The following is a 15773-nucleotide window of genomic DNA, read 5'->3' as shown; positions in this document are numbered from 1 at the left end:
ATTTATATTTTTTATCGCGTCATTATATTTTTTTAGTTGATATTGTGCTTGCGCTTTTAAAATATAAAAGTTGCTTTTTGGGGCCTGCGTATTAACTTCTTTCCACTGTTCAAGGAATGATAATGTACTTTCAAAATCATTATTTGCCATGGCCAATTGAGCCAAACTAAATGTCGTAGAAAGACGCAGGGACTCAGGAATAGATTCTTCAGCAATAACTGCTTTGAAGGATTCGATGGCCTTGTCTAGCTTATTTTCGTTGTAATAAATAAAACCATAGAAGTTATACATCATGGCTATTTCATAACTGTTCATGCTTGATGAACGCTCTTTGACTGAATCAAGTGCTGCTAAGCCTTCAGTTACTTGACCATCGTCTGCGAGTTTTTGTGCGCGAGCTAGTTGGCTATACACTTTTTCGCGTAATGCAGGCACTCGCTTGGTTTTCGTTTCTGAGTCAGCATAAGCCGTTGCCAAATTAACATTTGGTAAGACTGAAATGAGACTTGGCATTATTAGCCCTGTGCTAAATAATGCACTTAATAAAGTAATTTTTTTAAACATTTTCATAATCGCAATCCTTAATGACAATTAGCCATTAATTTGAAATGAAATCTTATTCTGAACACCCGCCACTTCAACCGGTTCACCGTTTACTACGCGAGGTTTGTATTTAAATTTCAATGCCGCATCAAGCGCTGCTTGATCAAAAATTGATTCCGGTTCGGCACTTACTACAACAGGGTTTCTCACAGTGCCTTGCTTAGTTACAATGAACTCAACAATCACATAGCCCTCAATTCCGCGTGATAACGCACGTCTTGGATATACCGGCGCAACTTTAACGATTGGTAGATATTCACCATCACTGGACTCAAGTGCCAAACCACCCGCCAAATCTACGTCAGCGTCCACATTGGCACTGAAATCAAAGTTGCCGCCTGTTGCGTCAAGATTGTTGTTCTGTGTTTGTGGTGCATCCATTGGTGGAGGCGGCTCTTTTGGTGTCGGTGGTTTTTGTGGCTTACGCTCTTTTTTCTCCACCGTTTCCTCTTTTTTAAGACGGACGAAATCTAGTACTTGTCCTTTTACAGGATCTGTCATTGCTCCTTCCCCTCCTTGGATAAGCGCTTGCATACCCAAGAAAAGGAAAAAGGTAACTATGCCTGCAATTACTAAAGCAATTAAGTAACGCATGGTATGTTCCTATGACTCCTGTGCTGCAATTGAAACATCAAATGCGCCAGCTGCGCGTGATGCATCCATTACTTTAATTAGCGTGTCAGTAGTTGCCTTTTTATCAGCTTGAATAACCACGCTACCCTGTGGATTTTCCGCTTTAAGACGCTCAATGTTTGCTTGAACTGCACGGATGTCTACTTGGCGTTTGTTAATCCAAATTTCACCAGTATCTGAAATTGCAACCAAGATATTTGTTCTTTGCTTTTTCACTGCGGTGGCCGCTTCTGGGCGGTTAACATCAATACCCGCTTCTTTAACGAAAGAGGCCGTTACAATAAAGAAGATAAGCATGATAAATACAACGTCCAGCATTGGTGTCATGTTAATTTCTTCTGCTTCTTCTTCTTGGAATACTTTTGCAAGTGGTGCTCTCATAATTCTTTCCTCACACGACCGATTAGTGGTCTAGTAGCATTTTATCTTCTAACAACTCAACTTCACGCTTGGCTTTACGCTGCAGGTAGGTCGATGCAAATACACCCGAAAGCGCGCCAACCATACCTGCCATTGTTGGGATAGTTGCTTTTGATACCCCAGATGCCATCGAACGTGCACTGCCTGACCCGGTGATCGCCATGACATCAAATACTTCAATCATGCCGGTTACCGTACCTAGGAGCCCTAGTAAAGGACACAGTGCCACCATGACATTGATATAAGGCAAGTTGGCATTGAGTTTGATCCCCACACGAGAGATAGTCGCTTGTCTTATCTGCTCTGCGTTCCAACTGTTACGCTCATTTCGAGAGTTCCAAGCTTGTAAGACTTCGTTTTTGTAGCCTCTGTATTTACCGAACACAAACATGAAGCGCTCGAGAATAAGTAGCCACATGGCGAAGGTTACGAAGCCGATGACCAGGAGAACCTGGCCACCCGTATCAAGGAATTCACGTAAAGCGTTAATTGCATCAAGCAATAAAACCACGATTACGCTCCTTTCTCGCTACGCTCTGCAATGATCCCCGCGCTCTGCTCTTGAAGAATAAGGAGCAAGTTACGAGAACGTGTGTTTAGTAGTGTGTAAAGGAATACGGTTGGGATAGCGACAACCAGACCGAGTACGGTGGTTACAAGGGCCTGAGAAATACCACCAGCCATGAGTTTAGGGTCGCCCGTGCCAAACAAGGTGATTGCTTGGAAGGTGTTGATCATACCGGTCACTGTACCTAGTAGACCAAGTAGCGGTGCTACGACTGAAATAATTTTGATTAAAGTTAGGTTACGTGTGATCTTTGGCATCTCTCGAAGGATTGCTTCGCTTAACTTAAGTTCTAGCGTGTCATAAGCCACATCTGGATATTGCTCTTTCACTTTCATCACACGGCCTAATGGGTTGTCGTCACGCGCAACGCTATCTTTAAGCTGGCGATTAATTTTAGAGCCCATCAACATGAGCGATACAAAACGCTCGATTGCAATAAGTAGTGCCAGTAAACCAACACCTAGGATCACATAACCTACTGCGCCACCTTGGTGTACTTGTTCTTCGGTATTTGGTGCTTGTACTAGTAGACCGAGAATTGAACCGCCTGTTGGGTCAAGGGCAAAATCGACAGAACCTGTCTTCGCATTTTGTAATTCATCCGCTGTTGAGGTGAAACGAGACGCTGGCTGACGAGTCAGTTCAGAGAGAGTTTGTGTGTCGTTGTTGTAAGTCAGGTATTTACCATCAGCGATTAAGTTGAATGCACCGACGCGAAGCACTTCTTTATTTTGCTTGGCACCACCGGCTACGATAACTTCGGTATTAAAGCGTGACACTTTACCTTGCTCTGTCATTTCACGTTGCATCTCAAACCAGACTTTTTCAATGTCTTCGATTGATGCTAGACGTGATGTTGAGCCCATCTTTTTCGCAAGCTCAGTCATGTAATCATCACGACCTTTAATTTCAGCTGATACAACTGAAGTTGCGAACTTATTTGAACTATCGCCAGCTACCTGTTGAAGCACACCGAATAGCTCTTTTAATGTACCCATACGCTTGCTGAGAGTGTCACTTAGGTTTGCCAGTTTAATTTCGTTTTCTTCGAAATTGGTTTCTAGACGCTCTGATTTTGCCAACGCTTGGTTACGTTCACCCGTTAACGCATTCAACATTTGGATTTGGTTGTTTTGCTGCGCTTTGAACTCGGCTTCACGTTGTTTGTTTTGCGCTGTTTGTGCCGTTTGACCTTGCTCTAAGGTTTTAAGTAGTGAATCTAAATCTAATGCTTGTTCAGCATGCACAGATGCGGTTAACGCAAGGGTTGTTGCGAAAATAGCGTGTTTAGTGAATTTTTGTACGAATTTCATAGTGGTGTCACCTATTACTCTGCAGCCTGAACTGGAAGCGTTAACATGTCTGGTGCTAACTGCTTACGTGCGATGCGAATGCCTTTATTGATTTGGCTGATGTTGGTATCTGGTAATACGTCAAAAGCGTTACTGTCTTTGTTCCAAAAACCAGCTTGGCTGCCATCTTTTGTGACATAAAGCAGCTCAAGGCGACCAATGCGTAGGAAGTCTACTTCGCGTTCTTGCCCATTCACGTCAAGTAATGAGGTATAAGCTTCGATAGTACGGCCGTAGTCAACTTCAACTTGGTAAGCTTCAAGTACGCGGCGGAACTTTTCGCTTGATGAGATATCAGCACGATCCATCAAGTTAGTTAACTGAGTAATACGCTCAGCACGCTCTTTAGGAAGGAATGGCACATCTAATTCAACGAACTGCTTCAGACCAGTGATCATGCGCATCATGAGAGGTGTGATTTGACGCTCGATCACCGAAACTTGATCCATAGAGGTGTTAATTGCCGTCATTTCTTCAAGTTGGTTTTTGATTTGTTTTTCTAATTGAGCGTTGTAAACCGATAAGCCATCGATTTCTTTATTCAATGTCTTGAACTTTTGCAAACGAGACTGCATATCGTCTGCAATACCATCGATTTTCCCTTGAGATTTTAATGCAGATTCATTGATAGCTGCACTTTTGTCCATCGCTTGATTTAATTCTGTTGCTCCGGCAGAGGCCGTTGCTAGCATACCTGCTATAAGCAAGTGGTTAACGCACTTCATCGCATACACCTTATAAATTATTGCTAGTTGCTTAAAAACTGGGTGCAGTCTAATTACGAAAAATGACAACCATGTTGCGCAACTGATACACAAATATGACAGCTGTCATTTAAATTACATTTATCAATTAACTTACTGGTTTTAATGGGATTTTGTTGGTTAATGAGATGTTGCGGGTTTTTTGTGTCATAAAAGGATCACAAAAAAGCCGCTTTTGTTAAGCGGCTTTTAAGTATTGTTGGATTGGCATTATACTCTAAACTTGAGCACCATTTGTTCTAATTCGTCGAACTGTAGTTTCAATGACTTACACTCTTCAAGGGTTGCGGTTAGGTTATTGCTGCCTTGCAGACTTAGGTCACTAATATGGTGAATGTCGCTATCAAGTGATTGAATAACTGCGTTTTGTTCATTTGTTGCACTCGCCACTGCGTGGTTTACACCATCTATGGCATCAATCGAATTGCTCACTTCTTGCATTTTTGTACCTGACGTATTGGCTCTATCTGCGCTTCTTGCTGAGTCTTCTAAGCTTGCTTTCATTACGGCCACAGCTGAAGCCGAGCCTTGCTGCAGCTGTGCAATCGTGCTTTCGATTTCTTGCGTTGATTCTTGTGTGCGCTGCGCCAATTGCCTTACTTCATCGGCAACGACAGCGAATCCGCGACCAGCCTCACCTGCCCTAGCTGCTTCAATGGCTGCATTTAATGCCAGTAGGTTGGTTTGCTCACTAACTCCTTTAATCACTTCAAGTACTTGCCCTATGCTACCTGAGAGTTTATCTAACCCGTCCAGCGTGTCTTGTGCTTGAGACATTTTTTGTGTCAGTGAAGCGATTTCTTCGATATTTTGAGTGAGTGAATGTTGGCTTTCAACAGAAAGCTTGTTGGCGTTACTGGCAAGTTCTGAAGCATGGGTTGCATTGTTTGAGATCTCTTGTGCACTTGAAGAAAGCTCGTTGATGGCTGTCGCGACACTATCGGTGCGCTTGGACTGATCGGTATACATAGATAAGGTATCTTGCGTTTGTGCAACCAAGCTATTCACTGCGTTTTCAAGTGTCACTGTGGTATTTTTTACCTGCGTAATTGAGGCATGAATTTTATCGATAAACTGGTTGAAATAATCGGATAACTCGCCAAATTCATCTTGGTTCTCTACGACTAATCTACGAGTAAGGTCACCTTCACCTTGGGCGATGTCTTTGATGGCTGCGTTGAGATTGTACATCGGGCGCATCAGATACTTGAGTAATAGTTGTAGCATTACCACAATCGCAATCACGCCAAGTAGCATATAGATAGCAGCCATATTTCTAAAAGAAGATACGGACGAATAGGCAATTTCTTTATTAATAACAACGCCAAGATACCAGTCGACATTTTTAATGCCTTTCATTTTTACAAACGAAACAAGCTTTTCAGCACCATCTATTTCAAGCTCCGTGAAATCCCGGTTTAATGACAGGCGTTTACCAAACAGCTCTGACATCGGCTTGTCATTCAGTTTAGTATCTGGATGACTGAGTATTTTACCGCTTTCATCAAGTAAAAAACCGTAACCAAACCCTAAAAAGTCAATTTCGTTGATAATTTCTGTGATGGTTGACATGTCTATGTCGCCCCCAGCCACACCGGCGAAACGGCCTCCTTGTTTTACCGGTACAACGGCAGAAATAGTGAATTCGTTGGTGGTAACGTCGATATAAGGTGCGGTAAATGCGGTATCTTGTTTTTGCTCAGCGAGTTTATACCAAGGGCGGCTAGTAGCATCAAAATCAGCAGGAAGTTGGATACTTGGATCGTCCAACACAAATGTACCATCTGGCGTGCCAATAAAAACGTTTTTGAAATCCCCCGCAGTGTCTGCGGTTTTTAATCGTCTTCGTATCTGTTCAGTAGAATCATCAGCTCTATGTCCTTCAGCAATTGACACCACGATTTCAAGTCTGTCATTGAGCCAATTGGCGATATTTTGTGATACCGAATTAGAAATCTCTTGCAAAACCAAGGTAAGCCGAGCTTGAGTTTGGTCTCGCATAACGAGAAAGTTGTTTACGGTAAATAAGCCGAGCACAATCACTAATACAAGGGAGGCTGCTACGGTTACTTTGGTGGTGAACTTTAGCGCTTTAAACATCATGATCCTGTTGAACTTGTTCTTTTCTTCAGCCAAACAATAAACTTGTTGGCCGATTGTTATTAATAGATTTAGGAACTGGATTCCTTTGTAACTATTTTTATCAAAAACTCAAAGGTTTGTCTTTGATTATCGGCAGGAAATGAGAGAGGTTTAGAGTGAATGTTAAATAAAGGTGAGACTACGCTCACCTTGCGTTAAAGTAACGACGCTTGATAATGTCGCCAAGCAGTATCTAATTTAACACCTGCTGATTGCTCGAAGTATTGCCAATTCCACTTTATATCATCATGTGGGTCTAGCTGGGCATTGATTTCCTGAAGCAGGTCCCGTTTACTTTGTTTTGATAACCAATTAATAAAGAAAGCAGTATTCTTATAGCCATCTTTATAGGTGCCTCCAGGCCTTTGGGTGTCATCTGAAATATACCCCGCTTTTAGCCTGACAACATCTGCTATTCCCTCAATAATTGGCCCTATTTCCTTGTAGTTATGATCATCTAGCTGATAAGCATGGGCAATTTCATGATAGAGAATACCGATGAGTTCATCGACGGATTCTGTTTCGCTGTGCGATTTAGAAAAGTTTTCCATGTAATTCGCACTAATATGGATAGTTGCACCGTTAAAATCGCCCTCTTTATATGCAACTCCTTTTAGGTCTTCAAAGACAATATGAAGTGTAGGTAGTTTAGGCGCGCTTTCCATCTCCTTATACAGCAATCTAGCCACGTTATAACTTATTTGCTCTATTACTTTATTATCAATTTCTTGCCATGCGAAATGGTTAATTTTAGTTGTTTTACTGAGCGAGACGGCAGGCAGGGGAAATTGACGCCATGCTAAATCTGACTGAAACGCGATCGGTTTTAATCGCGCTGCGGCACTATCGGCGTCATTTGCAAGTGCGGACGGCACACTTGCAAAGGTGGTGATAGCCGCAAGAAATATTCCTGCTTTAACCATTATTTATACTCCGACAATGAAGGCGGTCTCTGCGTCTTGGATTGACCCCATGCCTTATTAGGCTTGTTAGACATTTGATACTCCAATGTACCGCCACTCATGATATCGTTATGTGTGATATAACTGCGGTTAAGTGGTTTACCATTTAATTTAATGGATTTTATGTATTTATTCTCGTTACTGAAATCTTTCGCAACGGTTCTAAACGCTTTACCGTTTGCAAGTTTCAACGTAACTTCAGGCACCTGAGGCGCACCAATCGCGTAGCTTAGGTCGCCTGGCGCAACAGGATAAAAGCCCATCGCTGAGAATATATACCACGCAGACATCTGACCTACATCGTCATTACCTGCAAGGCCATCCGGTTTGTCTGAGCTTAAGGTATCCATGATCTGACGAATGCGCTCTTGGGTTCTCCACGGTTTACCCGCGTAGTTATATAGATAGGCAATATGATGGCTTGGTTCATTACCATGGGCATAGTTACCAATCAGACCTGCAATATCTTCGTGCTCTTTGATCATTTCTTCAGAAAGGTGGGTATCAAACAGTGCATCTAGACGCGCTTCAAATGCATCATCACCACCCATTAATTCAATCAGGCCGGCAACATCGTGCGGTACATAGAAGCTATATTGCTTAGCGTTACCTTCCGTATAAGGGCCCATGTATTTTGCTTCAAACGGGTCAAATTTCGGATCCCAGTTTCCTTTTGAATCTAACCCTTGCATGTAACCGGTTTCTTTATTGAACACATTTTTATAGCTCATTGCACGGCGATAATAGTCTTTCGCTTTGCTGATATTGCCCATCGCTTCGTACATTCTTGCAATGGCAAAATCATCGTAAGCATATTCAAGTGTGATAGAGATAGACTCAGGAAGTACGTCCATTGGTACATAGCCAAATTTCTTGTATTCTGGAATGGCGTCATACACTGGGTTATTAGCCGTGTTTTCAATTGCTTCTACTGCTAAATCAATATCGTAATCTCTGATCCCTTTTAGGTATGCATCAGCAATGACTGAAACCGCATGATAACCAATCATGGTCCATGTCTCGTGGGCATGGAACGACCAAATAGGTAACATTTTTTCATAGCTTTGCTGATAATGTACCAGCATAGATTGGATCATACCGGATACGCGGTTTGGGTCGATATAAGTGAGCAATGGATGTAATGCACGATAGGTATCCCACAACGAGAATAAAGTATAGTGCTCGAAACCTTTGCCGTCATGAATTTCACCGTCAACGCCTCGATACTGTCCATTTACATCTTGGTAGATATTAGGCGCTTGTAGCGCATGGTAAAGCGCAGTGTAGAACTGACGTTTTTGCGCTTTGGTGCCTTCCACGTCGACTTTATCTAAATAATTTGCCCACTGAGATTTCGCATTAGCGCGAACGGTATCAAAATCCCAATTTGGTACTTCAGTTTGAAGATTCTCTAATGCATTTTTGCGGCTAACTGCGGAAAGTCCAACCTTAACTAATAGCGGCGTTTCGTCTAGATCATCAAAGCTTGCAACAAACTTAACTGCTTTACCTGCTGTCATTTTTACTGCGGTATTCTCAATCGTAGAGTGTTTGCTGTCTTTTCCTAAGCAATTCATACAACGATAACGATTATTGTCTAGATTATAAAACTGATAGTCAGTGATAGGTTTTGAAAACTCGATGGCAAAATACATTTGGCGGTTACGCGCCCAGCCATTAGTTGCACGGTAAGCAACCAATGTGGTGTCGTTTATTTTGCGTATGTCGCTCCAAATCACTTTGTTCTCAAAGTTGTAGATAGCTGAGGTCAAATCAAGCAATACATGACCTTGTTTTGCTTTGTTGAAGCTGTATTTATGCATACCCACTCGAGTGGTTGCGGTGACTTCAGCCTTCACATCATAGTCGAGTAACTCAACGCCGTAATAGCCAGGTTCTGACCACTCTTGGTCATGAGAAAAGCGCGAGCGATACCCTATGTCTGGATTTTCAGCGGTACCAGCATCGAGTTTTACTTCGCCAGTCATTGGCATGATCAGCAAGTCGCCAAGATCTGAGTGACCAGTACCAGAGAAATGCGTGTGGGAGAAACCAACAATAGTATGGTCATCGTAGTGGTAACCGGCGCAGCGCTTGTAGATTTCTGGTTGAGGGGAAACGCCGCGCATAGGGTTATCTGTATCTGGGCTTAATTGCACCATACCAAATGGGACGACCGCGCCTGGGAAGGTGTGGCCATCACCGCCAGTACCAATGAAGGTATCGACCCACTGTGTATTTGACTCAGTGGCGTGAACTGTTGCGCTTAACAACACACTTTGTGTGATTGCCAACGCCCAAGTTTTAGCTCGCATTACTCTCTCCTAGTTTTTGTTTTGAATTGGAGCGTTCCAATTTTATTTTATAATACCCTTTATGAATACGTATTCAATACTATGCGACGAAAAAATTATGCAATAAAAAAGGCGAGCTATGCTCGCCTTGTAAACTTTCGTTAACTTAATTCAGTTTTGCTTGCCACTTTTGCGCCAGCTTAACCACGTTTAACCCATACCATGCGATGTAAACATAACAAAGCAATGGCACAATAAAGCTGATCTGAATATGGAATTTATCTGCAACCACGCCTTGAACGAGCGGCACTATAGCACCACCGACAATAGCTAAACACAGCCAGCCTGAACCTTTACTGGTTAATGAACTCAAGCCTTCAATTGCCATTGAGAAGATTGTCGGGAACATGATTGAGTTAAACAAGCCAATCGCGAGCACGGCAATCATCGCTATGTTGCCACTTGTGCTCATGGTCAATGCCAGTAATAAAATAATCACAACTGAGTTGAAAGCCACTGCTTTTGAAGGTGCAATAGTCTTTAAGGCTGCTGAGCCGATAAAGCGCCCTACCATAGCACCACCCCAGTAGTAACCGATAAGCTTAGCTGCGGCATGCTCTTCAAGCCCTGCTATTTCAGGCTCTGCAAAGTAATTTACAAGGAAACTGCCAATCGCAACTTCTGCACCTACGTAACAGAAAATGGCTACCACACCCATTACTAGGTGAGGAGCCTCAACTAGGTTATGGTGTTTCGCTTTACAATCAACAGCTTCAGTATGCTCAGCAATGACGGGCAACTTTAAAAACGCGAATACTACAGCGATTGTAAGTAGCGCAGCAGCCAAAATAAGATAAGGTACCTTTACACCCTCTGCGCTTGCCGCAGCTTCCACGGTTAGCGTACCGGCTGAGCCAAACAATAAAAAACCACCCACGATAGGGCCAATAGTGGTACCCAGTGAATTAAGCGCTTGCGCAAGGTTTAAACGACTTGATGCGGTGCGAGGATGGCCGAGTGCTGCAACATAAGGATTCGCTGATACTTGCAAAACAGTGATGCCAGATGCAAGCACAAAAAGGGCTGAGAGAAAGATCCAATATTCGTGAACAACAACAGCAGGGTAAAACATGATGCAGCCAATCGATGCCACGATTAAGCCAGTTAGTACCCCATTTTTATAGCCAAAACGTTTAACTAAATATCCAGCAGGTAAAGAAATAATAAAGTAGGCACTAAAAAAGCAAAACTGGATCAGCATGGCTTCTGTGTAATTAAGGTCAAATACGCCTTTTAGACGTGGGATGAGGACATCGTTTAAAACGGTGATAAATCCCCAAAGGAAAAAAAGCGTTGTCATTGCAATAAGCGGAAGTCGATAATTATTATTCTCGGTATTCCCGCTTGTGACGAAGGTTTGATTTGTATTTATTTCGCTCACAAGTGATACTCCAATCTGTTTTCACCTTGATTCTACACACTGTTACATGAAAATCACAAATGTTTTATTGGATCGTTCCATGTTTTATCTGCTAAAGTAACGAAAATGTTCAGCAGTAGGTTAAAAGTTAGATGAATTTTAGAACAACGCAATTTTTAGAAGCACACATTAAAAAGACGCTCAGCTTTTACGCACCAAATTGCGTGGATGAACGTGGTGGCTTTAATCACTTCTTCAAGGATAATGGCGAGGTTTATGATGCAAACACGCGTCACTTAGTATCAAGTACACGCTTTGTCTTTAACTATGCTATGGCTTACGATTATTTTAAAGAGCCAGCTGACTTAGACAAGGTTAGGCATGGTATCGATTATTTAGAAACCGTTCATAGGCAAGAAAATGGCGGCTATGCGTGGTTACTTGAAAATGGAAATGTTGTAGATGGCACCAACCATTGTTATGGCCTCGCCTTTGTTTTATTAGCTCATGCTAGTGCGTTGAAGGTGGGCTTATCAGAAAGTAAGTCTGTAATTGAGCGAGTATGGCAGCTATTAGAAGAGAAATACTTTGAGCCAGAGTTTGGGCTTTATAAAGACGAATTCGATGCAGATTTTAACCAGGCAGATAAGTACCGTGGGCAAAATGCCAATATGCATACCTGTGAAGCGCTAATAGCTTGCTTTGAAGCAACACAGGATGAAAAGTTTTTACAGCGTGCATATGAGCTTGCCGACAATATGGTTAATCGTCAAGCTGCTAAGGCTGAAGGGCTGATTTGGGAGCACTATGATAGTCAATGGCAAGTCGACCTTGAGTATAATAAAGACGATCCCAAACACTTATTCAGACCTTGGGGATTTCAGCCCGGTCATCAAACTGAGTGGTCAAAATTATTATTGTTGATTAACCGCTACATGCCAAAGCCATGGCTTGTGGAAAAAGCCGTTCACTTGTTTGATGAGTCATTAAAAGCAGCTTGGGATAGTGAATTTGGTGGAATTTGCTATGGTTTTGCACCGGATAAGTCGATTTGTGACGATGACAAATACTTTTGGGTTCAAGCTGAGTCTTTCGCTGCTGCGGCGCTACTAGCACTTGAAACCGGTGATGAAAGTTACTGGCAGTGGTACGACAGAATTTGGCAATATGCTTGGGATAACTTCGTCGACCATGAATACGGTGCTTGGTATCGTATTTTGAATAATAAAAATGAAAAGTATAGCGATGAAAAAAGCCCGGCGGGCAAGACCGATTATCACACTATGGGCGCGTGTTACGAAGTACTACGTTCAATGAAGTTAAAAGGCGAATAATATGGCACTTGTTTGTTTTGGTGAGGCGTTGATTGATTTTTTATCGGATGGAAAAACACCAGAATCTTTTACTAAATTTGCAGGCGGGGCGCCTGCAAACGTGGCGGTTGCTGCGGCAAAGCAAGGCGTTAATGCGTATTTTTGCGGCATGTTAGGCAATGATATGTTCGGCCAGTTTTTAGCTGAGGAGCTACAGGCCAATGGCGTAAATACTCGTTACCTTGAGTATACAGATAAAGCTAAAACGGCATTAGCATTTGTCTCTCTTGATGAGCAAGGTGAAAGAAGCTTTAGTTTTTATCGACCACCAGCGGCGGATTTGTTGTTCAGGCAAACACATTTTTCTGATGATATGTTTACAGCGCATTCTGTATTACATATATGCAGTAACAGTCTTACTGAAGAAAATATTTATAAAACTACGGTTTATGCGCTTGAGCGCGCGCGCGCAAATAACATGCTTGTTAGTTTTGATATGAACCTCAGGTTGAACCTGTGGAGTTCGACTGCGCATATTCTTGATAGAGTTTGGCATTGTATCGCGCTAAGTGATGTTATTAAACTTTCTCGCGAAGAATTGGAATATCTGAACGCAAATAGCCATGCAGGTAAAACAGAAGCGCAAACCATAGCCGCAATTATGGATAAGCAAACTCAATTGTTACTAATAACCGACGGTGCAAACCCTGTTGAGGTTTATCTGCCAAATGTTAGTGCTAAAGTCACTGTGCCAAATGTTGTCGCAGTGGATACCACGGCAGCGGGAGATGCGTTTGTCGGAGGGTTACTTGCTGAAATCATTCGAAAGTTTAAACCTACCCGAGATGCTGAGTTTGCCATCTCACTGGATGAGGCGAAAGATTTAGTCACGTATGCTGCGAAATGTGGAGCGTTTGCCGTTCAACGCTTTGGAGCATTTGCCGCTTTGCCGTCTAAAGGCGATATTGGCGAATAGAATACTTTTTCTAGGATAGATGCACGCTCTCTCGCAAGGCATTTATCCTAGGACTTGCTTCTTCAGTCGCTGTCGTTGTGGGGCCACTCTACAATATGCGCTTCAAAATCAGATTCTAAATCTACCTCCAGCTCAGAGGTCGCCTTACCAAAAATACTAATGCCCGCATCTATCATGGCCTGTTTGGACCCGTTGTTTTTAAGTGGATGCCAGCTTGCCAGTCCCCTGCCCTCATGAAGTCGTCGATAACTACAACTGTTTGGCATAAAAAAGATATCTTTAAGGTTTTCTTTGGTTAGCTGTACGCAAGACGGTACTAGAACTTGCCTTTCGCTGTAGCGGCTACAGCCACAGCTATTTTTATCGTTATATTGGCAGACAACATCGGTGTAGAGTAACTCTTCACCTTCGCGTAAAAAGTCAGTGCTCTCGAATGATTCATCTTCTTCATCGCTGTCGATAAAAGAGTGTAAACAGCATTTACCACAGCCATCACAAATCGCTTCCCACTCATCTCTAGTCATTTCTTCGAGAGTTTTTTCTTGCCAAAAGCTCATTACTTCGCCCCTTCATTACGCTTTTTTGCATCCTATTTGATTTGTGACTGAGGAATCGATCACATCAAACAAGCGGCGCATTCTATAGGATAGTTGAATGTAATTCAAAATTGGCGAACTATTTATGGCTGACTATGATTAAAGTACTATTTTTATATCGTAATCTTTGGTGTTTGGGTCCGCAGGCTTGTGATCTTTCAGAGAAGATCTGAATGGCATGTGAGGCTAGTCCATTGATAAGCGAAAGTTATTGTATTGAGATAACATTAAGTGCAGGATTACATACTCAAACTAAGCTACCTTATAATGGTAAAGAATTACTCTCCTCGGCTGATCAAGCGCTTTATTTTGCCCAAGCGTAATGGCCGTAACCAAATAGCAATCTCAGGTGAGTTGTAGAATTGGTATTTGGCAGAAAATGAATTAGTGCATTAAGCTAAGGCACCATAGAAAAGGATGTAAGATGAAGACACTTCACAGAATCGCCATTTTACTGGCTTTACTCATTGGGGCGATAGCTGCTTATAGTTATAGCAGCCAAACCGGGATGTTCATATTTGTAATATTGGGGGTGGCACTTGAAATTGCGTTTTGGCTTAAGCTAATACCGCGACGAAAAATTAAATTGTGAACGCGAATACATATTTTTGTATATCAGCTGAAAGCAGGGGTTTTAGTTAATGGCAGCTTGATCTCCATGTTCAACCCGCCTAATAGGCTATTAAAGGATTCAATTTGTCCGCTGTGGGCTTCTACCACTTTTTTGCACATCGCAAGGCCCATACCCTTGGATTTTCCCGAATTGGTTCTAGCAGATTGTGATTTGTAAAGCGGGTCGAATAGCTGTTGGTGCGCTTCATAAGATAAAGGAGTGCCTGAGTCCTCAATGCGTATGATTAAGTTGCTGTCTACGCTGAAGAAGCTCATCTTGACTTGGACCTTATCTCCACCATGCTTAATGGCATTTCCTAAAATCTCAAGAATGCAGTTGGTTATTGCGTCTAGGTCTATGGTTATCTTTTCCGTACCAGATATTTGATAATTAACTTCTAGCCGTTCTTTGTTATCTTTAAATAAAGTCGCGGCCTGAGTGTGCACTTGATTTACCAATTTACAGATTGTGAAGTCTCGAAGGTTAAGCATTGTTGCTAATTTTTCGTGATCTGTAACGAGCATCAATTGATTTATAAAGTGATTGAGCTCGTCAATTTTATCCATAAGTTTGCTGTAGCTTTCCTGCACATTTTCAACAATATTGTATTGCAAAGATTCAACTTGTACTTTCATCACAGTCAAAGGAGTGCGAAGCTCATGAGACAGATCTGTGAATAGGCGTTGCTCTTTCTTTTCTAATGCCTGCTGATTTTCATGGTTAAACTGTTTTTCACTTTGTACAGTATTGGCCAATGCGTTGACTTGAGTTTGTAGTGTTGATAATAGATTGTTTTGGGCTGACTTATTCTGTTGTGCGAGCGCTAATGTGAACAACATAACCTCGATTAGGTAGCCAAATTTAATCGCGCTTGAGATATGAAGAACATTGATAAAACCCGTATACATAGTCCCACCGATAGCAATGAAATTTACAAAAATAACATGATTTAGCAGGCTGAGGGAAAAAGTTACAGAGCCAGGAGCACGCTGTTTTAAAGACCAATAGCTGGTATAAAGAAATAGCGGAATAATACTCAAGCTTAATACCAGATTATAGTGAACTGATTTTGAATAGATTGCGATTGGGATTAGCAGCAAATAAGCTGTTAAAAATC

The 15773-nt window shown here is 42.2% G+C and carries 14 protein-coding genes; 2 read left to right on the top strand and 12 right to left on the bottom strand.

Going from position 1 to position 15773, the window contains the following annotated elements:
• From L1D50_RS14235 to L1D50_RS14190, 10 genes are all read right to left on the bottom strand, one after another.
• Positions 1-570: CDC27 family protein (locus L1D50_RS14235; RefSeq protein WP_239966264.1), on the bottom strand; the 570-nt coding region annotated here is incomplete at its 3' end.
• A 21-nt stretch (positions 571-591) separates the two neighbouring features.
• Positions 592-1197: an energy transducer TonB gene (locus L1D50_RS14230; protein WP_010378710.1), complete on the bottom strand. Its 606-nt coding sequence runs from the start codon at positions 1195-1197 to the stop codon at positions 592-594.
• Positions 1198-1206: 9 nt separating this feature from the next.
• Positions 1207-1617 carry a biopolymer transporter ExbD gene (locus tag L1D50_RS14225; protein ID WP_239966263.1) on the bottom strand — a complete coding sequence of 137 codons (411 nt, stop codon included), beginning with the start codon at positions 1615-1617 and terminating at the stop codon, positions 1207-1209.
• Between the two features lie 22 nt (positions 1618-1639).
• Positions 1640-2167, bottom strand: a complete 528-nt coding sequence (locus L1D50_RS14220) for a MotA/TolQ/ExbB proton channel family protein (RefSeq protein WP_010378705.1) — start codon at positions 2165-2167, stop codon at positions 1640-1642.
• A gap of 2 nt (positions 2168-2169) precedes the next feature.
• Positions 2170-3537: a MotA/TolQ/ExbB proton channel family protein gene (locus L1D50_RS14215; RefSeq protein ID WP_128727085.1), complete on the bottom strand. Its 1368-nt coding sequence runs from the start codon at positions 3535-3537 to the stop codon at positions 2170-2172.
• A gap of 14 nt (positions 3538-3551) precedes the next feature.
• Positions 3552-4301, bottom strand: coding sequence for a DUF3450 domain-containing protein (locus L1D50_RS14210; RefSeq protein ID WP_128727084.1), 750 nt, complete (start codon positions 4299-4301; stop codon positions 3552-3554).
• A gap of 249 nt (positions 4302-4550) precedes the next feature.
• The gene (locus L1D50_RS14205; protein WP_239966262.1) at positions 4551-6440 is read right to left on the bottom strand and encodes a methyl-accepting chemotaxis protein; all 1890 of its coding nucleotides are present in this window, start codon (positions 6438-6440) and stop codon (positions 4551-4553) included.
• 197 nt (positions 6441-6637) lie between these two features.
• The gene (locus tag L1D50_RS14200) at positions 6638-7405 is read right to left on the bottom strand and encodes a basic secretory family protein (RefSeq protein ID WP_239966261.1); all 768 of its coding nucleotides are present in this window, start codon (positions 7403-7405) and stop codon (positions 6638-6640) included.
• Positions 7405-9759 (bottom strand): GH92 family glycosyl hydrolase, encoded by a 2355-nt coding sequence (locus L1D50_RS14195; protein ID WP_239966260.1) that lies wholly within the window; start codon positions 9757-9759, stop codon positions 7405-7407. The genes L1D50_RS14200 and L1D50_RS14195 overlap by 1 nt, the downstream gene beginning before the upstream one ends.
• Before the next feature lie 145 nt (positions 9760-9904).
• Positions 9905-11179 carry a sugar MFS transporter gene (locus tag L1D50_RS14190; RefSeq protein WP_239966259.1) on the bottom strand — a complete coding sequence of 425 codons (1275 nt, stop codon included), beginning with the start codon at positions 11177-11179 and terminating at the stop codon, positions 9905-9907.
• A 131-nt stretch (positions 11180-11310) separates the two neighbouring features.
• Here L1D50_RS14190 and L1D50_RS14185 point away from each other — a divergent pair, with 131 nt between their 5' ends.
• Together L1D50_RS14185 and L1D50_RS14180 are read left to right on the top strand one after the other, a co-directional pair.
• A complete protein-coding gene (locus L1D50_RS14185) occupies positions 11311-12492 on the top strand; it encodes an AGE family epimerase/isomerase (RefSeq protein WP_138523630.1) in 1182 nt (393 codons plus the stop codon).
• Position 12493: 1 nt separating this feature from the next.
• Complete coding sequence (locus tag L1D50_RS14180) at positions 12494-13447, top strand: carbohydrate kinase (protein WP_128727079.1); 954 nt, start codon at positions 12494-12496, stop codon at positions 13445-13447.
• Between the two features lie 62 nt (positions 13448-13509).
• Here the strand turns inward: L1D50_RS14180 and L1D50_RS14175 are convergent, their stop codons facing one another.
• On the bottom strand, positions 13510-14004 hold the full coding sequence (locus tag L1D50_RS14175; protein WP_095726518.1) for a YcgN family cysteine cluster protein: 495 nt from the start codon (positions 14002-14004) through the stop codon (positions 13510-13512).
• Positions 14005-14658: 654 nt separating this feature from the next.
• The coding region (locus L1D50_RS14170; protein ID WP_239966258.1) for a HAMP domain-containing sensor histidine kinase at positions 14659-15773 on the bottom strand (1115 nt) is incomplete at its 5' end.

The sequence above is a fragment of the Pseudoalteromonas sp. Isolate6 genome, from assembly GCF_022398435.1.
In the GTDB taxonomy this organism is placed as follows: domain Bacteria; phylum Pseudomonadota; class Gammaproteobacteria; order Enterobacterales; family Alteromonadaceae; genus Pseudoalteromonas; species Pseudoalteromonas galatheae.
The sequence above is the reverse complement of the archived record's forward strand: the minus strand, read 5'-3'. Positions and strand labels throughout refer to the sequence as shown.